This window comes from Streptomyces sp. NPDC005574, assembly GCF_040605435.1.
Lineage (GTDB): Bacteria > Actinomycetota > Actinomycetes > Streptomycetales > Streptomycetaceae > Streptomyces.
In genome coordinates this window covers 99,491-122,502 of the sequence record NZ_JBEXCW010000004.1, presented here as the reverse complement: position 1 = coordinate 122,502, position 23,012 = coordinate 99,491, and the positions used below count along the sequence as shown (strand labels likewise).

The 23,012-nt window shown below is 72.3% G+C and carries 19 protein-coding genes and 1 riboswitch; of the genes, 11 read left to right on the top strand and 8 right to left on the bottom strand.

The annotated features are described in order from the left end of the window. Positions 1-3 precede the first annotated feature (3 nt). Genes ABZT03_RS04690 through ABZT03_RS04680 form a run of 3 tightly spaced genes read right to left on the bottom strand, consistent with a single transcriptional unit; the run spans position 4 to position 3,219 of the window. Positions 4-804, bottom strand: a complete 801-nt coding sequence (locus tag ABZT03_RS04690) for a polysaccharide deacetylase family protein (RefSeq protein WP_356033453.1) — start codon at positions 802-804, stop codon at positions 4-6. After that, positions 801-2,102 (bottom strand): glycosyltransferase, encoded by a 1,302-nt coding sequence (locus ABZT03_RS04685; protein ID WP_356033450.1) that lies wholly within the window; start codon positions 2,100-2,102, stop codon positions 801-803. The genes ABZT03_RS04690 and ABZT03_RS04685 overlap by 4 nt, the downstream gene beginning before the upstream one ends. Before the next feature lie 28 nt (positions 2,103-2,130). Beyond that, on the bottom strand, positions 2,131-3,219 hold the full coding sequence (locus ABZT03_RS04680; RefSeq protein ID WP_356033447.1) for a GNAT family N-acetyltransferase: 1,089 nt from the start codon (positions 3,217-3,219) through the stop codon (positions 2,131-2,133). A 379-nt stretch (positions 3,220-3,598) separates the two neighbouring features. Between ABZT03_RS04680 and ABZT03_RS04675 the strand changes: the two genes are divergently transcribed. Further along, complete coding sequence (locus tag ABZT03_RS04675; RefSeq protein ID WP_356033444.1) at positions 3,599-4,357, top strand: hypothetical protein; 759 nt, start codon at positions 3,599-3,601, stop codon at positions 4,355-4,357. Here ABZT03_RS04675 and ABZT03_RS04670 read toward each other — a convergent pair whose 3' ends face one another. Both ABZT03_RS04670 and ABZT03_RS04665 read right to left on the bottom strand, forming a co-directional pair. Then, on the bottom strand, positions 4,358-5,524 hold the full coding sequence (locus ABZT03_RS04670) for an arabinogalactan endo-1,4-beta-galactosidase (protein WP_356033442.1): 1,167 nt from the start codon (positions 5,522-5,524) through the stop codon (positions 4,358-4,360). It lies immediately after the preceding gene. 197 nt (positions 5,525-5,721) lie between these two features. After that, a complete protein-coding gene (locus ABZT03_RS04665; protein ID WP_356033439.1) occupies positions 5,722-7,722 on the bottom strand; it encodes a beta-galactosidase in 2,001 nt (666 codons plus the stop codon). 279 nt (positions 7,723-8,001) lie between these two features. Here ABZT03_RS04665 and ABZT03_RS04660 point away from each other — a divergent pair, with 279 nt between their 5' ends. From ABZT03_RS04660 to ABZT03_RS04640, 5 genes are all read left to right on the top strand, one after another. Then, positions 8,002-9,336, top strand: a complete 1,335-nt coding sequence (locus tag ABZT03_RS04660; protein ID WP_356033436.1) for a sugar ABC transporter substrate-binding protein — start codon at positions 8,002-8,004, stop codon at positions 9,334-9,336. Continuing rightward, entirely contained in the window at positions 9,333-10,328 is a 996-nt protein-coding gene (locus tag ABZT03_RS04655) for a sugar ABC transporter permease (protein ID WP_356033434.1), read from the top strand. Before ABZT03_RS04660 ends, ABZT03_RS04655 begins: the two co-directional genes overlap by 4 nt. After that, complete coding sequence (locus ABZT03_RS04650) at positions 10,325-11,209, top strand: carbohydrate ABC transporter permease (protein WP_356033431.1); 885 nt, start codon at positions 10,325-10,327, stop codon at positions 11,207-11,209. The genes ABZT03_RS04655 and ABZT03_RS04650 overlap by 4 nt, the downstream gene beginning before the upstream one ends. Before the next feature lie 63 nt (positions 11,210-11,272). Next, a complete protein-coding gene (locus ABZT03_RS04645; protein ID WP_356033428.1) occupies positions 11,273-12,301 on the top strand; it encodes a LacI family DNA-binding transcriptional regulator in 1,029 nt (342 codons plus the stop codon). 197 nt (positions 12,302-12,498) lie between these two features. Then, entirely contained in the window at positions 12,499-13,332 is an 834-nt protein-coding gene (locus ABZT03_RS04640; RefSeq protein ID WP_356033426.1) for an HAD family hydrolase, read from the top strand. A 73-nt stretch (positions 13,333-13,405) separates the two neighbouring features. Here the strand turns inward: ABZT03_RS04640 and ABZT03_RS04635 are convergent, their stop codons facing one another. Beyond that, the gene (locus ABZT03_RS04635; protein ID WP_356033423.1) at positions 13,406-13,888 is read right to left on the bottom strand and encodes a transglycosylase SLT domain-containing protein; all 483 of its coding nucleotides are present in this window, start codon (positions 13,886-13,888) and stop codon (positions 13,406-13,408) included. Positions 13,889-13,890: 2 nt separating this feature from the next. After that, positions 13,891-14,059: riboswitch (cyclic di-AMP (ydaO/yuaA leader) on the bottom strand. 1,035 nt (positions 14,060-15,094) lie between these two features. Here ABZT03_RS04635 and ABZT03_RS04630 point away from each other — a divergent pair. The 5 genes from ABZT03_RS04630 to ABZT03_RS04610 all read left to right on the top strand — a co-directional run bounded on the left by ABZT03_RS04630 (position 15,095) and on the right by ABZT03_RS04610 (position 21,239). Next, a complete protein-coding gene (locus ABZT03_RS04630) occupies positions 15,095-16,105 on the top strand; it encodes a polyprenyl synthetase family protein (RefSeq protein WP_356033420.1) in 1,011 nt (336 codons plus the stop codon). Between the two features lie 293 nt (positions 16,106-16,398). Next, entirely contained in the window at positions 16,399-17,634 is a 1,236-nt protein-coding gene (locus tag ABZT03_RS04625; RefSeq protein WP_356033418.1) for a DUF2092 domain-containing protein, read from the top strand. Between the two features lie 47 nt (positions 17,635-17,681). Next, positions 17,682-18,656, top strand: a complete 975-nt coding sequence (locus ABZT03_RS04620; RefSeq protein ID WP_356033415.1) for an ABC transporter ATP-binding protein — start codon at positions 17,682-17,684, stop codon at positions 18,654-18,656. Further along, positions 18,643-19,560, top strand: coding sequence for an ABC transporter permease (locus tag ABZT03_RS04615; RefSeq protein ID WP_356033412.1), 918 nt, complete (start codon positions 18,643-18,645; stop codon positions 19,558-19,560). Before ABZT03_RS04620 ends, ABZT03_RS04615 begins: the two co-directional genes overlap by 14 nt. Positions 19,561-19,757: 197 nt before the next feature. Next, on the top strand, positions 19,758-21,239 hold the full coding sequence (locus tag ABZT03_RS04610) for a tetratricopeptide repeat protein (RefSeq protein WP_356033409.1): 1,482 nt from the start codon (positions 19,758-19,760) through the stop codon (positions 21,237-21,239). 53 nt (positions 21,240-21,292) lie between these two features. Here the strand turns inward: ABZT03_RS04610 and ABZT03_RS04605 are convergent, their stop codons facing one another. Beyond that, positions 21,293-22,243 carry a M28 family metallopeptidase gene (locus ABZT03_RS04605; RefSeq protein ID WP_356033407.1) on the bottom strand — a complete coding sequence of 317 codons (951 nt, stop codon included), beginning with the start codon at positions 22,241-22,243 and terminating at the stop codon, positions 21,293-21,295. A 142-nt stretch (positions 22,244-22,385) separates the two neighbouring features. Further along, entirely contained in the window at positions 22,386-22,874 is a 489-nt protein-coding gene (locus tag ABZT03_RS04600; protein ID WP_356033405.1) for a VOC family protein, read from the bottom strand. Positions 22,875-23,012 lie beyond the last annotated feature (138 nt).

Genomic DNA, 23,012 nt, shown 5'->3' with positions numbered 1-23,012 from the left:
GGCTCAGCCCGCGAACTCCGGGCCGCGCAGGGCCGCCCGGGCCCGCCGGTACCAGCGCCACGCCACTGTTCTCGGCGCGTCCCGGAACGGCGCGGTCCGGACACCGGTCCCCGCCAGCCAGCCCTCGACGTCGGCGAGTGTGTGGCCGCGCCGGACGATGAGCCGGGCGACGCGGTAGCGCTCGTCGCGGTCCGAGCTGAGCGCGTGCCGCACGGCGGTCGCCGTCTCGTACCCGGCGTCGGCGGACATGGCCCGCACCCGCGCGCTGTTGTAGCCGTGCGGATAGGCGAGATGCCGGACCCGGCGACCGAGCGCGTCCTCCAACACCGCCTTCGACGTGCGCAGTTCGTACGCCAGATCCTTCGCGGACAGCGTGTCCAACTGGGCGTGGGTCACCGTGTGGCTGCCGACCTCCATGCCGTGGCGCTCCAGTTCCGCCACCCGGTCCAGGGTCATCATCGGGGCCGGCGGCAGCAGGCTGTGCCCGCCCGGGGCGAGGGCACCGGTGGTGAGGTACGCGGTGGCGGGCAGCCCGCGCCGGGCCAGCGCCTCCGCGGTGGGGCCGGGCAGGTCGGCGAACCCGTCGTCGAAGGTGAGCAGGACGGGCCGGGGCGGCAACGGCGCCCGTCCGGCGAGGTGGTCGGCGAGCGCCCCGATCGTGACGGGCGTACGGCCGCTGTCGACGACGGCGTCGAGATGTGCCGCGAACTGCCTCGGCGTGACGGTGAACTCCGCTATCCAGCCCGGTGGTTCGTCCATCACGGCGTGGTAGAGGAACACCGGGATGCCGGCCCGCGCCGTCATGCCGGCCCCCGTCCGGCCGAGCGCAGGGCCCGGCGGGCGCGGACGTAGCCGATCGGGCCGTACAGCATGCCTCGGCGCTGGAGGCGGGAGAGGCGTGCGGGCCAGGGGTGGGAGCGGGTGCCGTGTCCGCCCGGCGCCCCGGAGCCCGCCGTTCCGGAGCCCGCCGCCTCCCGTGCCGCGGTCAGCGCGCGGGCGTACGCGAGGCCGCGCGGGAGCCGTGCGAGGAACGCCGGCAGCAGGGCCGGGCGGCGGACGAGGACCGCCGTCAGGTACGCGGTGAGGCCGGCGCCGTAGCCGTACGCCTGGGTCTCCAGGTCCCGCCAGGTGTCCCGGTGGTGGTGCCAGACCAGCGCCCCCGGGGTGTAGCGCAGCCGGTGGCCGTCGGCTAGGACGCGGACGAACCCGTAGAGGTCGTCGCCGCCCCGGGCGGCGGTGCCGGCGCCGGTCGCCGGGTCGAAGCCGCCGACGCCACGCAGCACCGACGTGCGGAAGGCCATGTTCGCGCCGGAGCCGAAGCGCCCGGCGGTGAACGGGAACAGCGGCTCGCCGGCGGGCGGGTCCGCGGGGTCGTAGAGGCGCGGCTCGAAGCCCTTCGCGAAGCCGCCGTGGCTCTCCAGGAGCACCTGGGCGGGCGTGTTCAGGCGGGCCGGCAGGATCAGGCCGGTGGCGCAGCCGAGGCCGGGGTCGCCCGCGAACGGCGCGGTCAGCTCGGTGAGCCAGCGCGGGTCCGCGACCACGTCGTCGTCGGTGAAGGCGACCACCTCGCCGAGCGCGGCGCCGAGGCCCCGGTTGTGGGCGACGGCCAGGCCGGGGACGGGTTCGCGCAGGTAGCGCACCCGCTCGCCGTACTTCCGCTCCACCAGGTCGCGGGTCTCGGCCGTCACCGGCGCGTTGTCGACGACGAGGATCTCGAACGCGGGGTGGTCCTGCGCGAGCAACGAGTCGAGCGCGCGGGCGAGTTGCCCGGCACGCTCCCGGGTGGCGACGACCACCGTCGTGTACGGCGGCGCGGACGCCTCCGGCCGGACGTCCTCCCCGGTCCCGCCGAACCCGGCCCGGGCCCGCTCCCCGAGCACGGCCGGTGGTTCGGCGCCCTCGGGCACCCGCCCCAGAAACGTGCCGAGGGGCCGCCCTCCGCTTCTGACCAGCACGAACACCTCACCGGCCGTCACGGGTGGGCTGCCCGGCCCGGGTCTGAGCGAGACCTCCTCCCCGCCGATGTCCACCTCGGCGACCTGCACGGCTTCGATGCTGAGGAAACGCCGTGTCTCCTCCCGCGCGCGCGATGTGCGGGACATACGCCCTCCCCCTGGTGTTCCTGCCTTCCTACGGCCGGCGCAGCCTGCCCACGCCCTTCAGCGTCCGTGCGGCGACGGCGGCGAGCCGCGGCCGGTTGCGCACGAAGTGGTGCGCCCGCCGGGAGGGCTCCACACTGAGCCAGGTCAGCGCGGCGCCCACCCCCGGACGCGTCACCGCCCCCTCGTACACGGGCAGTTCGCCCGTCCTGAGGGAGTCCTTGTACTCCGCGGCCCCCCGGCCGAGGTCGAGCGTGCCCACACCGGCCGCGGCCGCCGCCTCCGCCATCCGCAGATGCAGCACGAGACCCGGCGAGAACCTCGCGAACTCCTGGTCGTACGACGGGAACCAGCAGGCCAGCACGGTCGCGGAACGCAGCCCGAAGTGGGCGGCGACCGGCCGGTCACCGGCGTACAGCACCGACAGCGTGCCCGCGCACTCCGGTTCCCGCGTCTCGTGCAGCCGGTGCACGAGCCGGGTGATCCACTCCTGCGCGAACCGGTCGCGGCGGCCTGTGCGGCGGTACTGCGCGGACTTCCACTCCATCAGCGTGCGCAGCGCGGCCGGTTCGCGTTCGTCGAACACGAACCGCACCTCACCGACCTGGCGGCCGAGCCTGCGTTCCTTGGCGAGCGTGGTCTTCAGGAACTTCGGCGACCGGACGCGCAACAGCGCCTCGTAGGCCGCGTACCCCTTCTCCACGTCGATGACGAAGGTGGGGTACCGCGCGGCGGCGTGCGGCACGAACAGGTCCTGTTCCGCCTCCAGGTTGTCGAAGGCGAGGCTCGACAGGGAGCAGGCCCGCAGCAGGTCACCGGCGTCGAGCGTGAGGCCCGGCGGCAGTACCGCGCCCTGGCAGTCGGACACGCCGAGCGCGAGCGCCCGCCCCTGGCCCAGGGGTCCCCGCTCGTGCGGCAGGAATCCGGCCGCCGCGCTCCCCTCGTACACCACCGCGACCCGCGTCCGCGGCCGCACCCGGCCCACGGCGTCCGCGAACTCCGGTTCCATGAACGGGTTGCGCGGCCGGCCCGACCTGGCGCGCACCTCGCGCCACCGCTCCCGTTCGCCCGCGCCGAGCTCCTCGGGCCTCAGCACCCGAACGCGCCCACCACTCACCATGACCCCCCGATCACGTCCCCCCCTCGGACACCCTTGGACGGTACCGCCCGGGGCGGCCCCACCGGTAGGTACCGGACCATCCTGTGTCCAATCGGTGCAGAGGGTCGCAGAGGACCGCAGATGGGCTGCGAGCGGGCCACAGGTGGGCTGCGGGTGGGCCGCGGACGGGCTGCGGATGGGTCGCGACGGCCCGCGGGCGCTCGCGGACGGCCCGCCGGAAAGCCCGCGAAGTACCGCCCCGTCCCCCCGGGGCAGCCCCCGCTGTCTTCCGGCGGGCAGGGTCTGCCCGGAAGGGCCTTCCGGTCGGTGTGCCGTCGGGCTAGAAGAGAGCCGATGGCAGGCCCGGCCCCGTCGGGCGCCCCCGTGAAAGGTGTTGCCCTTGCGCGCCCAGAAGTCGGACGAGCCGCAGCAGGTCTCCACCGTGCCGCTCCGGCCGGCGGGTTCGGCGCGCGGCCCCTCCGCCCCTCTGCTGCACCTCCAGAGCAGGGCGGGCAACGCGGCCGTCGCCCGCGCCCTGGACCAGGGGGTCGCCGTCCAGCGTGCCCCGCTGACCACCGACCAGCCCCTCGTGGAGTCGGCGGAGGGGCTGGCCGCCCAGCACCCCATGCGCTTCCTGGAGGAGGTCTTCGACGGACTGCGGGTGGACGAGTTCCGCTTCCGCAAGGGCGACCAGGGCAACCTCGGTCTGAACATGATCTCCGAGTGGGTCACCGTGCCCCTGGACGACGGGGGCCGGCTGGCCGTGCACCTCAACTGCATGGTGCGGGCCTCCCAGTTGCAGGGCGGCACGATGCGCCTGCACGTTGCCCAGTTCCACCTCACCGCCCGCTCGACCGCCACCCAGCGGACCATCGACACGCACGGCCCCTCCGCGGCGACGGCCGGCGCCAGTGTCCACATCAACACCTCCACCGCCCAGTGGGGCCGCCCCGACAACCTCCGCGCCCTGGCCGCCGAGGTCGCGGCCAACGGCGGCCAGAGCGCGCTCATCGAGGGGCTCACCCGGAAGGAGGGCTATTCACACCCTTATGTGGTGGGCCTGGTGGACCACTTCAAGGAGAAGGTGCACCACGCCATCCAGCTGCGGCTCGGCCAGATGAACGTCGAGTGGAGCGGCGACGCGACCTTCTCCGCCTGATCAGCCCCGGTAGGACCCGAGCGTCCTCAGCGCGGGCAGCGCCCTGTCCTGGAAGTCGAACAGCGCCAGGTTCTCCCACGCGTTGCCGGACGCCGGGTCGGTGGGGTCCCAGCCGGCGCCGGCGCGGTAGGTCCACACGCCCTCCCAGTAGCAGTAGCCCAGCCCGCGACCGTCCGGGACGGCGGCCGCGAGGTCGGCGACCTCGCGCAGCCAGGCGGCCTGGCCCTCGGGGGTGGCCGGGAAGCCCTCGGTGAGCTGCGAGGGGCTGTTCATGATGTCGTTGGTCGCGTCCTCGCTCTCCAGCGTGAACGGGTACGCGGTCTCGGCGATCACGCAGGGTTTGCCGTAACGGGCCGTGATGTCGGCCATGTTGGCGGCGGCCTGCGCCACGGGCCCGTGCCAGAACGGGTAGTAGGACAGGCCGATGATGTCGAAGTCGACGCCGTGGGAGACCGCGTTGTCGAACCACCAGCGATACAGGCCGTTGTCGCCGCCGTTGGCCAGGTGGAGGATCGTGCGGACGCGCGGGGTGGTGTCGCGGGCGGCCCTCAGGCCGGCCTTGAGGAACGCGGCCAGGTTGTCCCAGTGGTCCCAGTCGCCGGTGGGCCAGAGCATGCCGCCGTTGAGCTCGTTGCCGATCTGCACCAGGTCGGCCGGGGTGCCCTGGCGTCGGAGCGCGCCGAGGACGTCGGCGGTGTGGTCGTAGACCGCCCGGGTCAGGCCGGCCACGTCCAGGTCGTTCCAGGCGGCCGGCTTGGTCTGGTGGCCCGGGTCGGTCCAGGTGTCGGAGTAGTGGAAGTCGACCCAGATGCCGATGCCGGCCCGCTTCAGGCGCCGGGCCAGCCGGAGGACGTGCTGCTTGTCGTTGTAGCCGTCGGCCGGGTCGACCCACACCTTCAGGCGGGCGTGGGTGACGCCGGCGTCGGCGAGGAGCCGGACCGCGTCGGCCCGGTGGCCGTCGGGCCTGCGGTAGACGGCGCCGAGGTCCTCGTTCCTGGGCAGCGAGGAGATGTCCATGCCGCGGATCTCCAGGCGGCGGGGACGGGGGCGGGCCGCGGCCCCACCGGCCGCGGTGCTCGCGGCGGCGGGTGCCGCGCCCAGGACGGGCCCCGCCAGCAGGGCTGCGCCGGCGATACCGGCGGCGGTGACAACACTTCGTCTGCGCATCTCAGAATCCCTTCACGGTGGACATCAGTGGACGTCAGGTGGACGTCGGAGGGTGATCGCTCCTTCGGGAGGCCGCGGGCAGCCCGACGACCCGGCGGAAGCGCCCGGCGGCAGGCAGAAGCGGCAGGCGACCAGCGGAACCTCCGAGCGGAGCGAGCCACCCCGCCCACCCGCTCCGCACGCCCGCACTCCCGCCCTCAGCGTGGTTCGCGGAACACCTCGACGCCGCCCGCCGGGACGGCGGCCCGGGTGCCGTCCGGGAGGACCACCTTCACCTCGGTCCCGGTGTGGTTGACCGCGAACCGGAAGACGCCCGACTCGCCCTCCCTCACCACGAGTTCGACGTCGCGCGGCAGGTCGGCCGGCGTGATCCCGGCGTCCGCGAGGGCCAGGTCGACGACGGCCGCCAGGTCGTCGCCGGTCAGCCGGGTGGCCAGGTACCAGGCGGCGCCCTCGCCGAGCGGGCGCCGGGTCAGCGCGGGGTGTCCCGCCGTACGGCCGTCGGCGAACGCGGCCATGACCTGGCAGTCGTCGCCGGGCACGACGTACTCGGACCACAGGTCGGCCGCGTACGTCTCACCCCCGGCGGTGCGGACGGTGACCGTCTCACCGGGCAGCAGCGGGTCGAACTCCTCGACGGTCAGCCCGAGTACGTCCCGCAGCGGCCCGGGATAGGGGCCGGTGTGCACGGCGTCGTGCTCGTCGACGATGCCGGAGAAGAAGGAGACGAGGAGGGTGCCGCCGCGTGCGACGTACCGTTCCAGGTCGGCGGCGATCCCCGCGGGCGCCGAGTACAACTGCGGTACCACGAGCAGGGGGTGGCGCCGCGGGTCGAGGCGGGACAGGGCGTCCGGCGCGACGAAGTCGACCGTGAGGTGGCGGTCGTAGAGCGCCTCGTAGAACGCGTCGAGGCGTTCGCGGGCGTCCAGGTCCTGGCTGGGGCGCCACTCCAGGTCCTGCGCCCACCAGGACTCCCAGGACCAGACCATGGCCACGTCGGCGCGGGTGCGGGTGCCGCGCAGGTCGGCGAGGCCGGCCACCCGGCGGCCGAGTTCCGTCACCTCCCGCCAGACCCGGGTGCCGGTGCCACCGTGCGGGAGCATCGCCGAGTGGAACTTCTCGGCACCGCGGCGGGACTGGCGCCACTGGAAGAACAGTGCGCCCTCGGAACCGCGGGCCAGGTGGCCGAGGGAGTTGCGGGCCATCTGTCCCGGTGTCTTGGCGGGGTTGTGCGGCTGCCAGTTGACGCCCGAGGTGGAGTGTTCCAGCAGCAGCCAGGGCGCGCCGCCCGCGACCGAGCGGGTGAGGTCGGCGGCGAGGGCCAGGTTGACGTGGGTGCGGCGGCCGTCGGTGATCAGGTAGTGGTCGTTGGTGACGAGGTCGACCTCGCGGCCCCAGGCCCAGTAGTCGATGCCCTGGCACTGGCTGGGCGCCACCATGAAGTTGGTGGTCACGGGCACGCCGGGGGACAGGCGGTGCAGGATGTCCCGCTCGGCGGTGAAGTTGGCGCGGGCGGCCGCGTCGGCGAAGCGCTGGTAGTCCAGCTGCTGGGCGGGGTTGACGACGGTGGGTGTGGCGCGGGGCGGGGTGATCTCCTCCCAGTCGCCGTAGAGCTGGCCCCAGAAGGCGGTGCCCCATGCCTCGTTGAGGTTGTCGGTGCTGCCGTAGCGTTCGCGCAGCCAGGTCCGGAAGGCGGCGGCGCAGGTGTCGCAGTAGCAGGCCAGCACGGGGGCGCCGTACTCGTTGTGGACGTGCCACAGCACGACGGCCGGGTGGCTGCCGTAGCGCTCGGCGAGCCGGGTGGTGATCGTCGCGGCGGCGACCCGGTAGTCGGGGTTGGAGTGGCAGATGGCGCCGCGTGAGCCGAAGGCGAGGCGGACGCCCTCCCGGGTGAGGGGCAGTGCCTCGGGGTGGGCCCGGTAGAACCAGGCGGGCGGCACGACGGTGGGTGTCGCCAGGTCCACGGAGATGCCGGCCTCGTGCAGCAGCCCGATGACGCGGTCGAGCCACTCCCAGTCGTAGGTGCCCGGCCGGGGCTCGATCCGGGACCAGGCGAAGATGCCGAGCGAGACCAGTGTGACGCCGGCCTCCCGCATCAGCCGTACGTCCTCCTCCCACACCTCCTGCGGCCACTGCTCGGGGTTGTAGTCGCCCCCGAAGGCGAGTGGCAGACGGTCGTGCGGGGCGTCGGAGGGCATGTGGTGGCTCCCAGGTGGATCGGCAGGATGATGCCTGAAGTTCCCATGTTTCTGTGATCGTGCACAGAGCTTGGCACGGCTGGCATCCGTGAGCAACAAGTAGGTAACCCGACGCTTTCACCATTGACAAGGGGTGGAAACAATTCTCTACTGTGCACGATCACAGAGCCGCGCGGCCCTCGCGCACAGCCTCTCGGTCACGTGCCCGCAGCCCCATCCCCCACGGCGGCTGCCACGTACGCGGGACACACCGAGGCCGGCTCTTCTCAGTCAGGGGAGATGAAGATGTCGATCCACAGCCGCCGGATCAGCAGGCGCACCATGCTCGCCGGGGCCACCGCCCTCGGCCTGACCGGCACCCTCGCCGCCTGCGGCGGTTCCGACGACGACTCCGGCAAGGCCGGCGGGCCGGTCAAGCTGACCTACTGGTCGTGGGCGCCGAACATGGACAAGGTCGCCGCGATCTGGAACAAGAAGAACCCGGACATCACGGTCACCGTGTCGAAGCAGGCCAGCGGCGGTGAGATCGTCTCCAAGCTGATCACCGCGAAGAAGGCCGGCAGCGCCCCGGACCTGATCCAGGTCGAGTACCAGTCCCTGCCGACCCTGGTCTCCAACGACGTCCTCGCCGACATATCCACGTACGTCGGCGACGCCAAGTCCGACTTCTCCGACGGCCTGTGGAAGATGGTCACCCTCGGCACGGACGCTCTGTACGCGCTCCCGCAGGACTCGGCGCCGCTGATGTTCTACTACCGCGAGGACCTGTTCAAGAAGCACGGCCTGTCCGTGCCGAAGACCTGGACCGAGTTCGCCGAGGTGGCGCGCGCCGCGAGGAAGGCCGTCCCGGACGCCTACCTGACCACCTTCTCCGCCAACGACCCCGGCCTGTTCGCGGGCCTCTCCCAGCAGGCCGGCGGCGCGTGGTGGACCGTCGACGGCGGCGGCAAGTGGACCGTCGGCATCGACGACGCCGGCACCCGCAAGGTCGCCGACTTCTGGGGCGGCCTGGTGCAGGAGGGCGTCATCGACAACCAGCCGATGTACACCCCGGCCTGGAACAACGCCCTGAACAAGGGCACCCACCTCGCCTGGGTCTCCGCCGTGTGGGCGCCCGGCGTGCTGGTGAGCTCCGCCCCCGACACCAAGGGCAAGTGGCGCATGGCCCCGCTGCCCCAGTGGAAGTCGGGCGAGAACGTCACCGGCAGCTGGGGCGGCTCCTCCACCGGCGTCTCCACCGACTCCAAGCACGCCGAGGCCGCGGCGAAGTTCGCCCGCTGGATCAACACCGACCCGGAGGCGCTGGCCGCGCTGGTCAAGTACCCCGCGGTCTACCCGGCCGCCACCAAGGGCCAGTCCGGCGACATCCTCAAAACGCCCGAGTTCTTCTCCAACCAGGCGGACTTCTACACCACGGCCGCCGCGATCGCCGCCACCACGGCACCCTCCGCCTGGGGCCCGAACGTGCAGATCGCGTACACCGCCTTCCAGGACGGCTTCGGAAAGGCCACCAAGGCGAGGAAGGAAGCCCAGTTCGACTCCGCGCTCGACGCCGTGCAGTCGAAGACCTTCCAGGACATGAAGAAGCAGGGCTTCGAGGTGACCGAGGCATGACCAGCGCCCCGCTCAAGGGCTCCGACCGCATCGCGGTCGGGCCCTTGGCGGACGGCACCGGCACCGCCCAGTCCGTCCGCCCCAGCCGCCCCCGCCGCCGTGGCCGCAGCGCCCCGTACTGGTTCCTGGTGCCGACCCTGGTTCTGTTCGCCGCCTTCACCGTCGTCCCCATCGGGTACGCGATCTGGCTGAGCCTGCACAAGGTCAAGGTCAAGGGCATCGGACTCGGCAAGGGCGCCCGCGCCGAGGTCTGGAACGGCCTCGGCAACTACACGGCCGTCCTCCACGACTCCGAGTTCGGCAGCAGCGTGCTGCGCGCCTTCGGCTACGGCCTCATCGTCATCCCGACCATGCTCGGCCTGGCGCTGCTGTTCGCGCTGATGCTGGACACCCCGAAGGCGCGCAGCGCGTCCTTCGCACGGCTGATGATCTTCCTGCCGTACGCGGTGCCGGGCATCATCGCCGCCCTGATGTGGGGCTTCCTCTACCTGCCGGACGTCAGCCCCTTCTACTACCTGCTGGACAGGCTCGGGCTGCCGCAGCCCAACCTGTTCGACGGCGGCAGCCTCTACCTCTCCTTCGCGAACATCGCGGTCTGGGGCGGCACCGGCTTCAACATGATCGTCATCTACACCGCGCTCAAGGCGATCCCGCAGGAGATCTACGAGGCGGCCCGGATCGACGGCGCGTCCGACCTGCACATCGCCCTGCGGATCAAGATCCCGATCGTGATGCCCTCGCTGGTGCTCACCTTCTTCTTCTCGGTGATCGCCACCCTCCAGGTCTTCACCGAGCCCATGACCCTGAAGCCGCTGACCAACGGACTGCCCAGCAGCTGGAGCCCGTTGATGGCCATCTACGACACGGCGTTCCTGCAGTCCGACATCTACGGCGCCTCCGCCACCGCGGTGGTGCTCGCCGTGGCCACCTACCTTCTCTCCTTCACCCTGCTGCGCGTTTCCGACCGCTACACCCGGGAGGACCGGGCATGACCCCCCTCACCCTCACCGCCGACACCGGCACGTCCGCCACCGGAAGCCGTGCGCGGCGCACCGCCTGGATCCCCACCCTGGTGCTGATCCTCGGCGCGCTGTACTGCCTGGTCCCCATCGCCTGGGTGGTCGTCGCCGCGACGAAGAACCGGTCGGAGCTGTTCTCCACCTTCACCTTCGCCCCCGGCTCCGGCTTCCTCGACAACGTGAACGACCTGACCGCCTACCGGGACGGCATCTACTGGCAGTGGATGGCCAACTCCGCCTTCTACGCGGGCTTCGGCGCCGCGCTGTCCACCGCGGTCTCCGCCGCCGGCGGCTACGCGCTCGGCCGGTTCGTCTTCCGCGGACGGGAGGCCGTCTTCAAGATGATCCTGGCCGGTGTGCTGGTGCCGGGCATCGTGCTGGCCGTACCGCAGTACCTGCTGCTGGCGAAGACGGGCCTGGCCGACTCGTACTGGTCGATGCTGCTGCCGTCCATCCTCTCCCCGTACGGCGTCTACCTGGTCCGCATCTACGCGGCCGCCTCGGTGCCCGCCGAACTCATGGAGGCCGCCCGCATGGACGGCGCGAGCGAGTGGCGGATCTTCTCGCGGATCGCGGTGCCGATGATGATGCCGGGCCTCATCACGGTGTTCCTGTTCCAGTTCGTCGGCATCTGGAACAACTTCCTGCTGCCGTACGTGATGCTCGCCGACGACACCAAGTTCCCGCTCACCCTCGGCCTCTACACCCTGCTGGCCCAGGGCGCCTCGCAGCCCGCCCTCTACACCCTGGTCATCACCGGCTGTCTGCTCGCGATCCTCCCGCTGATCGCCCTGTTCCTGGTGATCCAGCGTTTCTGGTCACTGGACCTGCTGAGCGGCTCCGTCAAGGCCTGACCGGCGCCCGGCCGCCCTCCCGCACCACCTTCCGACTCGCCCGCCCGCCCCATGACGAGGACCATGACCACCAGCGCGAACGGACGCCGCAGGCCGCCCACCATCCACGACGTGGCACGGGAGGCGGGCGTGTCACGGGGCACCGTCTCCCGCTTCCTGAACGGCGGCCACTACGTCTCGCCCGCCGCGGGCCGGGCCGTGGAGGCCGCGATCAGGAAGACGGGGTACGTCGTCAACCGGCACGCCCGCAGCCTGAGCACCGGGCGCTCCGACTCGGTCGCCTTCCTCCTCACCGAGCCGCAGGAGAAGTTCTTCGAGGACCCCAACTTCAACGTGCTGCTGCGCGGCTGCACCGAACACCTCGCACGGCACGACGTCCCGCTGCTGCTGATGCTGGCCTCCTCCCGCGACGACCGCCGCCGGCTCACCCGCTACATCACCTCCGGCCATGTCGACGGCGTCCTGCTGGTGTCCAGCCACAGCGGTGACCCGGTCGCCGCCGAACTGCGCGCCGCCGGCATCCCGTTGGTGGCCTGCGGCAAACCGCTCGGCCTCGGCTCCAAGGTCAGCTACGTGGCCGCCGACGACCGCGACGGCGCCCGGGAGATGGTCCGCCACCTCCTCGCCACCGGCCGCCGCCGGGTCGCCATGATCACCGGCCCGCTCGACACCCCGGGCGGCACCGACCGGCTGGCCGGCTACCGCGAGGTGCTCGCGGAGGCGGGCCTGCCCTACGACGAGGCACTGGTCGTCGAGGGTGACTACCGGCGCGCCGGCGGCGAGCGGGCGGCCCGGCTGCTGCTGAAGCGGGCCCCCGACCTGGACGCGGTGTTCGTCGCCTCCGACCTCATGGCCCAGGGAGTCGTCAACACCCTTCAGCAGGAGGGCTGTTCGGTGCCCGATGACATCGCTGTCGGAGGCTTCGACGACTCCCCGGCGGCCACCGCCATCACCCCCGCCCTCACCACCATGCGCCAGCCCTTCGACCGGATCAGCGCGGAGATGGTCCGGATGCTCCTCGCGCAGATCGCCGGCGAGGACACGGCGGGCGTGATCCTGCCGACGGAACTGGTGGTCCGGGAGTCCGCGTAGGCCGGGTCCGGCCGTCCCCGGCGGGCGTCCGGAGCCGGAAACCGCCCGCGGGCCGGAACCGCCGAACTGCTCAACTCCCGGCACCCGGCGAGCAGTAACGGACAGCAGGCAACCGGAACTTGGGTCAACGGATGTGAAAGAAGGAGCCGTCCGGTTCGCGTCGAGTCGCCGGGGCGTTCCATCCGTATTCTCTGATCATGGCCGCTCCCACCGCATATTCACTCATCGCCACCGACCTGGACGGAACCCTGCTCCGCGGCGACGACACCCTCTCCGAACGGTCGCTCGCCGCGCTCGCCCGCGCGGCGTCGGCCGGCGCCCGGCATCTGGTGGTGACGGGCCGCCCGGCGCCCAGGGTGCGGCCCCTGCTCGACGACCTCGGCAGCACGGGGCTCGCGGTGTGCGGACAGGGCGCGCAGGTGTACGACGCGGGCGCGGACCGCCTGCTGTGGTCCGTCACCCTGGACCGGGAGCTGGCCGAGACCGCCCTCGGCAAGATCGAGGCCGAGGTCGGGCTGGTGTACGCGGCGGTCGACCAGGACGGCGTCGACGGCCTCACGCTCATCGAGCCCGGCTACCTGATGCCGCACCCGACCCTCCCGGCGCTCCGGGTCGAGCGGCGCGACGACCTGTGGTGCGAGCCCATCAGCAAGGTGCTGCTGCGCCACCCCTACCTGAGCGACGACGAGTTGGCGGCGACGGCGCGATCGGTGGCCGGTTCCCTGGCCACGGTCACCATGTCCGGGCCCGGCACCGTCGAACTCCAGCCATGCGGCATCACCAAGGCCACCGGTCTCGCGCTGGCCGCGGAGTATCTGGGCCTCGGCCCGGACCGGACGATCGCCTTCGGTGACATGCCCAACGACATCCCCATGTTCGACTGGGCGGCCCGCGGGGTGGCGATGGCCAACGCGCACCCCGAACTGCGGTCGGTGGCCGACGAGGTCACCACGTCGAACGAGGACGACGGCGTGGCCGTCGTCCTCGAACGTCTCTTCCCCGGGCCCCGGAGGGCCTGGCGGCCGGTCTGATCCGCCGATCGGACCGGGGGCCGGTGGGCACCGGCGTCCCAACGCCGGTGCCCCTGACCCTCACAGGCAGTGCTCAGTACGCCGAGAAGACGTTGTCGATCGAGCCGTACCGCGCGGCCGCGTAGTTGCAGGCGGCGGTGATGTTCGCGACCGGGTCGTAGGAGTCCCACGAGGTGCCGGCGACGTGGTAGGCCCGGAACGTCGGGTCGATGACCTGGAGCAGACCCTTGGAGGGGATGCCCGCGGCCGCGTTGGAGTCCCACAGGTTGATGGCGTTGGGGTTGCCGGAGGACTCGCGGATGACGTTGCGGTAGATGCCGTTGTACGAACCCGGAATGCCGTGCTGGGCCATGACGGTCAGCGAGGCGCGGATCCAGCCGTCCAGGTTGTTGGCGTACCCCAGCGAGGAGGCGGTGGTCACCGTCGGGGTCGCCGCGGAGGCGGTGCTCGCTCCGATGACGGGGAGCGCCAGTACGGCGGCTCCGGTGCCGATGACGGCGAGCTTGCGGGCGAGGCGGGCGGTTCTGGTACGTCGGTGCTGAGCGGCAGCGGGCATGACTGTGTCCTCTCCGGCGCCTGCGAGGTGAGCTGTCGGGTTCGGGCGGGAGTTGCCCGGCCACGCCCTGACGGACGTGACTTCACCCCCAGCCGTACCGGTTTGTCCTGGAACATCCGGTGCGGCGACTTACCTGGGTCCCCCGCTCCTGCCGTGCGGTGTCTGTGTCGATGAGTGTCGGTTCGGGCGGCGGCAGGATTAGGCGTCCACCCGACAGGCCGGGAACGTATGCGAGAGCACATGTCCGGAACAAGGGCCGGAATCGCCATTCGAGCGGTTGACCTTGATCTGAGGCGTATGGGGTACTTGATCCTTTGCGGATGCCAACCCTCAACTCGCTTTGCGGCAAAGGCGGAAAGGGTGACGGGAGGGCTGGGGGTGATCCCGGGCGCGCGTGACCCAACTCACGGGCGTGAACAAGCGGCGCAATTCGGGCAATAGGGCCAACTCGTGGCCAATTGGCCGCCGGTGAAATCCACTTCCGTGCGTGAGGGGGAGGCGGGGGAGGGATGTTTTTTCGGGCGGGTGCGGAGGTGGGCGGAGGGGTGCGTGCGTCGGTGGGTGCTGTCGGCGCGTGTGCGGCAGGCGGGTTCGGGGCGTGAGCCCGGCGGGCGGGCGGGGTGGACGGCGGGCGCGGTGCGCGGGTCCGGCGCGCTGGGTCGGCCGTGGGGGCGGCGGGTCGTCGGGCGGGACCGTTGGCTCGGCGGGGTCGTCGGGCCGGCGGGCGGGACCGGCCCGCGAGGGCACGGCATTGAAGGGGCCCCGGTGTGGACCCCCGCGCGGGCCGCCACCCCACCGACCCGCCGCGTGCGACCCCGTACGCCCGGGTGGGCGACAGAGGGCGGGCGAGGACGGTCGCGCCGGCCCCGCGAGGGGGACACGCGGGGCCTCGTCGGTCGCCCGGTGCGGAGGGGCGTGGGGATACTGCAGGGCGAGGAGGTGCAGGGTGTTTCCGGCCGCGCGGGCCGGCGGCCCGGTGGCCGCCGCGATTGGTGACAGATGCGGCTACTTACAGCTAACCCGACAGATATCAGTCCTTATGGAGTGATCAAAAACATTCCGGTCGTGATCCGATACCGCCTGGCCTGGAACCGTGGGCGCTATCGGTGATCGAAAGGTGACCGGATACGCTGACTTGAGTGAGCGCAGCGACCTATCGACAAACCGTGTGATCGCCAGTGGACACCAGCAGACAGGAGACCCCTCGTGACCGTCGTCGGGCCGTTCGGGCTGAGCGTGCGGGACCAGGCTCTGGAAGCCGATGTCCAGGCCGGGATGGCGGCCGTCGAGGAGGGTCTGCTCGAAGCCACCAAGAGTGAGGTCCCCTTCATCACGGAGGCCGCGCAGCACCTCGTGCGCGCCGGCGGCAAACGTTTCCGGCCACTGCTCGTGATGCTCGCCGCGCAGTTCGGTGACCGCCACGCGCCGGGGATCGTGCCGTCCGCGGTGGTGGTGGAGCTGACCCACCTGGCGACGCTGTACCACGACGACGTCATGGACGAGGCCGACGTGCGGCGCGGGGTGCCCAGCGCGAACGCCCGCTGGGGCAACTCGGTCGCCGTCCTCACCGGGGACTTCCTGTTCGCCCGGGCCTCGCACATCCTGGCCGACCTCGGGCCGGAGGCGGTCCGGGTCCAGGCGGAGGCGTTCGAGCGCCTGGTGACCGGCCAGATCCTGGAGACGGCCGGTCCGACGGACGGGCGCGACCCGGTCGAGCACTACCTCGACGTCCTCGGCGGCAAGACGGGCTCACTGGTGGCCGTGTCCTGCCGTTTCGGCGCCATGATGTCGGGCGCCGACGAGACGGTCGTCGACGTGCTCACGCAGTACGGCGAGCGGCTCGGGGTCGCCTTCCAGCTGGCGGACGACGTGCTGGACATCGCCTCCGACTCCCACGAGTCGGGCAAGACCCCGGGCACGGACCTGCGCGAGGGCATCCCGACCCTGCCGGTGCTGCGGCTGCGCGAGCGGGCGGCCCGGCTGGGCCTCGCCGAGGACCTCGCCCTGTGCGAGCTCCTCGACTCCGACCTGACCGACGACGGGCGGCACGCCGAGGCACTGGCCGGGCTCCGCGCCCATCCCGCGCTGGAGCAGGCCCGCCGGGACACCGTGCGCTACGCCGAGGAGGCCCGCGCGGTCCTGGCCCCGCTGCGCGAGTGCGACGCGAAGGCGGCGCTGCTCGAACTGTGCGACGCGGTGGTCCACCGGGCGGGCTAGTTCCGGTCACGGCACTCGCGCCGGCGCCCCCTCCGACGGCAGTCGCTTCAGGGCGGTGTCTCGTCCGAACCCCTACGGGTCGGGGGAGGCGCCGCCCTCTCGCGTCATACCCCAGGCGTACGCGGAGTTGAGTCCGGGGGTTGACGCATCACCGCGCCCGATTTGGTCAGATGGACACCACGGACATCACCACTCCTCACCGATTCGGGTGAGAATGGCGGCTCGGGGTGGGACGAGTGCGAGGACGAGAAGAACAACGGGCAGCCGCCGCCGACGACGGAGGTAAGGCACACATGGCACCGTACGAATCCGAGGACAGCGCGAACGCCGGAGAGGCCGACGACCTGCGCGCGGGTCGCCGCAAGGCCGCCCGGTACATCGTCCCGGTCACCGTGATCGGGGTGGCGGCGGCGACCATCGGGCTCGTGCCCGCACTCGCCGATTCCGGCGACCCCAGCCTGCCGAAGATCAGCGCACAGCAACTCATCGAGAAGATCGCCGCGTCGGACGTGCAGCAGCTGTCCGGCACGGTGAAGATCACCACCGACCTGGGACTGCCCGACCTCGGCGGCCTGGAGAGCGGACTGCTCTCCGGCGCCACGCGGCAGGGCGACGGCGGTTCGGCCGCCGACCCGTCGGCGAAGCTCACGGAACTCGCCGCGGGCACGCACACCCTGCGCGTCGCGGCCGACGGCCCCGACCGGCAGAAGCTGTCCCTCCTGGAGAACGCCGCCGAGTACAGCCTGATCCACGACGGCAAGGACGTCTGGGGCTACGACAGCAAGTCCGGCGAGGTCTACCACGCCACCGCACCCGACAGCGCCGGCGCGCGGCAGAAGCAGGAGGTCCCCGCCACGCCCAAGGACCTCACCGACGAGGCCCTCAAGTCGGTCGACGACACCACCTCGGTCGCCGTCGACGGCACCGCGCAGGTCGCCGGCCGGGACGCCTACCGCCTGGTGATCAAGCCGAGGCAGTCCGGCTCGACCGTCGGCGCGATCAGCGTGGCCGTGGACGCGAGGACCGGCCTGCCGCTGAAGTTCACGCTGACCCCGGCCGGCGGTGGCGCGGCCGTGGTCGACGCGGGTTTCACGCAGGTCAGCTTCTCCAGGCCGGCCGCGTCCACCTTCGACTTCACCCCGCCCAAGGGCGCCAAGGTGACCGAGGGGGACAAGGTCACCGAGGGCGACAAGGCCGTCCACGGCAAGCCCCGCATCCCGGGCGGCGGGAAGTCGGCGGGGGGTCTTTCCGAGGGCAAGGGCCTGGAGGGCCTGAAGGTCATCGGTGAGGGCTGGAACTCGGTCGCCACCTTCGACACGGGCGGCGGGAAGCTGCCGACGGGCTCCTCCGCGGGCGGCGACCTCGGCGGCTTCCTCGGCTCGCTCGGCGACCACGTGACCGGCAAGTTCGGCTCGGGCACCGTCTTCTCCACCCGCCTGGTCAACGCCCTGGCCACGGACGACGGCAAGCTCTACGTCGGCGCGGTCACCAAGGACGCGCTGGTGAAGGCCGCCGACGCCGGGAAGTAGACACCGTACGCACCCACCCCGGTGCGTACGACGAGACGAGGGAGCCGATGGACGCACCGTCCGTCACGGAGCCGGACACCGAGGGCGCGGGCGACAGCGTGATCGCCACTCGCGCGCTCACCAAGCGCTTCCGCGGCGGGCAGCTCGCCGTCGACGGTCTGGACCTGACCGTCCCGGCGGGCAGCGTCTTCGGCTTCCTCGGCCCCAACGGCTCCGGCAAGACCACCACCATCCGCATGCTGATGGGCCTGATCGAACCCACCTCGGGCACGGCCCGGGTGCTGGGCCGCCCCATGCCCCGCTCCACCCGCGCCGTCCTGCCGCACGTCGGCGCGCTCATCGAGGGCCCCGCGCTCTACGGCTTCCTCTCCGGCCGCGACAACCTGCTGCGCTACGACGCCGCCGACCCGACCGCCGACCCCCGCACCCGGCGCGCACGCGTCGCCTCGGCGCTGGACCGGGTGGGCCTCGCGGCCGCCGCGGGCAAGAAGGCGAAGGCGTACTCCCTCGGCATGAAGCAGCGCCTGGGGCTCGCCGCGGCACTGCTCCAGCCGCGCCGGCTGCTCGTGCTCGACGAGCCGACCAACGGCCTCGACCCGCAGGGCATGCGGGAGATCCGCTCCCTGGTCCGCGAACTCGCCTCGGACGGCACCACCGTCTTCCTCTCCTCCCACCTGCTCGACGAGATCGAGCAGGTCTGCACCCACGCGGCGGTCATGACCCGGGGGCGGCTCATCATCCAGGGCCCGGTCGCGGACCTGGCGGCGGGAACCCGCGGCCGGCTGGTCGTCACCACGCCCGACACCGGGGACGCGGCCCGGGTGCTGAAGGAACAGGGCGCCGCCGACGTCGTCGTCGGCGGCGACCGGGTGACCGCCGACCCGCCGGACCGTGATCCGGCCGACCTGAACTCCGCGCTGGTGGCCGCCGGCGTCCGCGTCCGCGGCTTCGGAGTCGAACGCGCCTCGCTGGAGGACGCTTTCGTCGCCCTGACCGGGGAGGGCTTCGATGTCGCGGGCTGACCTGACGCGGGAGCCGCGCGAAGAGCAGGGCCCGCCCGTCGCGGCCGGGGCGGTGGGGCGCAGGCCCGGCCCGTTGTGGACGTTCGGACTGCTGCGCAGCGAACTCCTGACGACCTTCCGCCGCTGGCGCACGCTCGCCCTGCTGGCGGTGCTGGCCGCCGTGCCCGTCCTGGTCGGGATCGCCGTGAAGATCGAGACGAGCGACGGCTCCTCGGCCGGCGGAGGCGGTGAGGGACCGGCGTTCATCTCGCAGATCACCAACAACGGCCTGTTCCTGGTCTTCACCGCGCTGGCCGCGACGCTCCCGTTCTTCCTGCCGATGGCCATCGGCGTCGTCGCGGGTGACGCCATCGCCGGCGAGGCCAACGCGGGCACCCTGCGCTACCTCCTGGTCGCCCCCGCCGGCCGCACCCGCCTCCTGCTCACCAAGTACGCGACCGTGCTGACCTTCTGCCTGGTCGCCACGCTGGTGGTGGCGGTCTCCGCGCTGACCGTCGGCGCGCTGCTGTTCCCGCTCGGCGACCTGACCACCATCTCCGGCACCCGGATCAGCTTCGCCGACGGCCTCGGCCGGGCCCTGCTGATCGCCCTCGTCGTCGCCGCGTCACTGATCGGGGTGGCGGCCCTCGGGCTGTTCGTCTCCACGCTGACCAACAGCGGCGTCGCGGCCATGGCGACGACGGTGGGCCTGCTGATCACCGTGCAGATCCTCGACCAGATCCCGCAGCTGCACGCCCTCCAGCCGTACTTCTTCTCCCACTACTGGCTGTCCTTCGCGGACCTGATGCGGGACCCCGTCTACTGGGACGACCTGGTGAAGAACCTCGGCGTCCAGGCGTTGTACGCGGCCGTGTTCGGGTCGGCGGCCTGGGCCCGGTTCACGGCGAAGGACATCAGCGCGTAACCACTCGTGCGGGGGGTTCCTGGAACGAGCCTGTGACGCCACAGTGACGTGAGAACCGCGCGTGAGCGGAGAGACTCACAGGACGCGTACGCACCGATCTCGACGCCGGGGGAGCACAACCCGGCGGCGGGAGGGAGCACCATGGAATCCGAGCGCGCTCTACGGCGACTCCCCGACGCATCCGAGTGAGGGAACCGATGTCTCGACTCAGCCGCGACAAGAAGCGGGACCAGCAGGGCGCCGCCCGCCCGGCCGACGGGGAGGCGACGCCCATCGAGGTGCGGGTCACCGCCGCCGGCCCGGGTGCCGACGGCGCGTCGGTGGGTGGCGTACCGGTCGTCGCGGCGCCCGGCGAGGAGCTCCAGCACGCCGTCCTCGCCCAGCTGCACCGCATCGCGTTCGCCGCCGGACACCCCGTTCTCGCGACCGTTCGCGACGAACGCATCGGTTACGTCGTCCCCCTTCGAGTGGACCCGGACGGCTCCAGCCAGTTCACCGCCGAGCCGGTCGCGCTGCCCCCGGCGGCCACACCGGAGGGCCCGCCCGCGCGCACCTCGCACCAGGCGCCCGCGCCCGCGGCACCGCCGGTACCTGAGCCGGTCTCCGCGCTCGGGTCCGCCGAGCCGGAACCGGGTGAGCGGCCCGTGCCCGGTACGGTCACCGCGCCGACCGGGCAGTTCGGCCCGCCACCGGTGATGGACGCGCCGCGCGCCGTGCGCACCGACCACTGGCCCGAGCCACCGACGTCACCCGAACCGGCGGACGATCCCGCCCCCGACCAGTACGCCTACCGGACGCCGAACCCGTATCCGCAGCACTCCGCGCACCCGGAGCGGGCCTTCCACGCCGAGCCGGACCCCGCCGAGGGACCGCTCCCGTACCCGGCGCCGGACTTCGCCCCGGCCCCGGTCTCCTACCCGCGTCCCGCCACCACGGCCCCCGCCCCGGCCACCCACGCCACCCACCCGGAGTGGCCGCCCGCACCGCAGCCGATCCCGGGCCCCGACCCCACCCCGGCCGACCGCCCGGCGCCGGTCCCCGCCGCGCCCCAGGGCCCCGCTCGCACATCCTCCCCGGGCACCGCGTCCCTCCCCGCCCGGGGCTCCGCACGCGAACCCGAACCCAAGCCGACCCCCGCCAGGGGCTTCGACGCCGTGGCCGAGGCCGTACTCGGGGACGAGCCGCTGTCCGGCGCCGACGGCACCGCGCCCCCGCTTCTCGCGGAACCGGTCGCGCGGATCAACGAGGCCGTCAGGTCGGGCCGGATCGACACGGCCTCGGCGCTCGCCCAGCAGACCGTGACGGAGGCGTCGGGAACGCTCGGGCCGGCCCATCCCGAAGTGCTGCGGCTGCGTGAACTCGACGCCTACATCGCCTACTTGGCGGACGACCCGGTCCGCTCCCTGCACCTCTCCCTCGACCTCGCCCGCCAGCGCCGAAGCACCGGGGACGCGGAGGGGGCGTACGGCAACGTGCAGAGCGCGGCCACCGCCTGGCGCGCCGTACGCAACCCCGTGCAGGGCCTGAACCTGGGCGTCGACCTGATCGCCCTGTGGAGCGAACTCGCCGCGCAGGACGGTCCGGCCGCCGACGACATCGAGCAACTGGACTCGGCCCGCACCCGGATGACCCGCCTGGCCGACCGCGCCCGCAAGGCGGGGGACGCGGTCGGGAGGTGAGCCGAACCGAGGGTGAGAAGCCGTCCTGGCCGGAGCTCGGGTCGGGACGGCCCTCAGGACGACAGCTGCCACACGGCGTGGGCGATGGCGTCGCCGTGCCGGTCGAGCGCGGTGTCGTTGATGTTGGACGCGGTGTCGCAGGACCGGTGGTAGCAGGCGTCGAACGCCTTGCCCGCCGTACCGCCCCACTTGGTGGCCTGCGCCGCCGTCTTGATGTAGTCGGCGCCGCTGAACAGCCCGCCGACGGCGATGCCCGCGTTCTTGAAGGGCGCGTGGTCCGAGCGTCCGTCGCCCTCGGTCTCCGGCTCGGTGGCGATGCCGAGGCCGGTGAAGTAGTCCTTGAACGTCTTCTCTATCGCCGGGTCGTCGTCGTAGACGAAGTAGCCGGGGTTCGGTGAGCCGATCATGTCGAAGTTCAGGTAGTCGCTGATCTTCGCCCGGTTCGCGGTGGACAGCCCGTTGACGTAGGAGCGGGAGCCGACCATGCCGAGTTCCTCCGCCCCCCACCAGGCGAATCTCAGGTGCTTGGTGGGGTGGTAGGCGGTGCGGGACACGGCGAGGGCGGTCTCCAGGACGGCCGCCGAGCCGCTCCCGTTGTCGTTGATGCCGGGACCGGCGGTGACGCTGTCGAGGTGGGAACCCGACATGACGACCTGGTTGGTGTCACCGCCGGGCCAGTCGGCTATGAGGTTGTAGCCGGTGCGGCTGGAGGCCGTGAACTGCTGGACGGTGGTGGTGAATCCGGCCGCGTCCAGTTTGGCCTTCACGTAGTCGAGCGAGGCCTTGTAGCCGGTCCGGCCGTGTGCCCGGTTGCCGCCGTTGGCGGTGGCTATGGACTGCAACTGCGCCAGATGCGCCTTGACGTTCGCGACCGGGATGTCGGGCGCGGCGGCCACGGCGGACTCGGGCGCGGGCGCCGCGGTGGCCATGGAACCGCCGGCCAGCAGGGTGACGGCCGCGACGGCACCGGCGGCCGTCGTACGCCCGGGAACGGAGAGCTTCATGTGGGGGCTCCGAATTCCTTGGGAATCATGGGGGATTCCACAGTGAATGAGGTGCCAGGATGGTGAAGCTGGGACTGACGGAACGTCAAGAGCGCTATCAGGACAGGCCGTTCGGATAGCGGAATCCGGGGTCGGGCAGCCCTTAGTGCACGCAGAACTCGTTGCCCTCGGGGTCCGTCATCACCACCCACTCGCCGGCCGGCTCCGCCACCCGCCGCAGCACACTCGCCCCCAGCCGCTCCAGTCGCCCGACCTCCGCCGTGCGCAGCCCGGCACCGGGGTGCAGGTCGAGATGCAGCCGGTTCTTCACCGTCTTCGGCTCCGGCACCCGCTGGAACAGCAGCCGCCGCCCCAGCCCGGTCCCGCTGTCCGGGTCGTACGGGTCCTCGGGATGCCGTACGGCGATCAGGTCCCGGAAGGCCACCCGGCCGTGGAACTCGACGGTGGCCGCGCCGGGCAGCGCACCGAGTCCCAGCAGCCGCTCGACGAGCGCGCTGTTGTCCTCGACCTCGTAGTGGAGCGCGGCGCCCCAGAAATCGGCCTGAGCGTGCGGGTCGGCGGCGTCCACGACCAGCTTCCAGTGCACGGGAGCGGGTACGGCGGCGGGCTCGGGGGCAGGGGTCTGCGTCATGCCGACCACTCATAGTGCGTCGGCGAGCGCGAAGGCAACAGAATCGCCGATTGCCCCCGGACTTCGCGGCCCGCTTCCACCCCGGAAGGGCCGGAAGTCGCCCTACCGCGCCTGTCCCGTCGCGCGCGGCGGCCGGCC

Excerpts from the sequence above, each read along its gene's own strand:
- ABZT03_RS04690 (WP_356033453.1), bottom strand. The coding sequence starts at position 804 with ATGACGGCGCGGGCCGGCATCCCGGTGTTCCTCTACCACGCCGTGATG.
- ABZT03_RS04685 (WP_356033450.1), bottom strand. The coding sequence starts at position 2,102 with ATGTCCCGCACATCGCGCGCGCGGGAGGAGACACGGCGTTTCCTCAGC.
- ABZT03_RS04680 (WP_356033447.1), bottom strand. The coding sequence starts at position 3,219 with ATGGTGAGTGGTGGGCGCGTTCGGGTGCTGAGGCCCGAGGAGCTCGGC.
- ABZT03_RS04670 (WP_356033442.1), bottom strand. The coding sequence starts at position 5,524 with ATGCGCAGACGAAGTGTTGTCACCGCCGCCGGTATCGCCGGCGCAGCC.
- ABZT03_RS04665 (WP_356033439.1), bottom strand. The coding sequence starts at position 7,722 with ATGCCCTCCGACGCCCCGCACGACCGTCTGCCACTCGCCTTCGGGGGC.
- ABZT03_RS04660 (WP_356033436.1), top strand. The coding sequence starts at position 8,002 with ATGAAGATGTCGATCCACAGCCGCCGGATCAGCAGGCGCACCATGCTC.
- ABZT03_RS04655 (WP_356033434.1), top strand. The coding sequence starts at position 9,333 with ATGACCAGCGCCCCGCTCAAGGGCTCCGACCGCATCGCGGTCGGGCCC.
- ABZT03_RS04650 (WP_356033431.1), top strand. The coding sequence starts at position 10,325 with ATGACCCCCCTCACCCTCACCGCCGACACCGGCACGTCCGCCACCGGA.
- ABZT03_RS04645 (WP_356033428.1), top strand. The coding sequence starts at position 11,273 with ATGACCACCAGCGCGAACGGACGCCGCAGGCCGCCCACCATCCACGAC.
- ABZT03_RS04640 (WP_356033426.1), top strand. The coding sequence starts at position 12,499 with ATGGCCGCTCCCACCGCATATTCACTCATCGCCACCGACCTGGACGGA.
- ABZT03_RS04635 (WP_356033423.1), bottom strand. The coding sequence starts at position 13,888 with ATGCCCGCTGCCGCTCAGCACCGACGTACCAGAACCGCCCGCCTCGCC.
- ABZT03_RS04625 (WP_356033418.1), top strand. The coding sequence starts at position 16,399 with ATGGCACCGTACGAATCCGAGGACAGCGCGAACGCCGGAGAGGCCGAC.
- ABZT03_RS04620 (WP_356033415.1), top strand. The coding sequence starts at position 17,682 with ATGGACGCACCGTCCGTCACGGAGCCGGACACCGAGGGCGCGGGCGAC.
- ABZT03_RS04615 (WP_356033412.1), top strand. The coding sequence starts at position 18,643 with ATGTCGCGGGCTGACCTGACGCGGGAGCCGCGCGAAGAGCAGGGCCCG.
- ABZT03_RS04610 (WP_356033409.1), top strand. The coding sequence starts at position 19,758 with ATGTCTCGACTCAGCCGCGACAAGAAGCGGGACCAGCAGGGCGCCGCC.
- ABZT03_RS04605 (WP_356033407.1), bottom strand. The coding sequence starts at position 22,243 with ATGAAGCTCTCCGTTCCCGGGCGTACGACGGCCGCCGGTGCCGTCGCG.
- ABZT03_RS04600 (WP_356033405.1), bottom strand. The coding sequence starts at position 22,874 with ATGACGCAGACCCCTGCCCCCGAGCCCGCCGCCGTACCCGCTCCCGTG.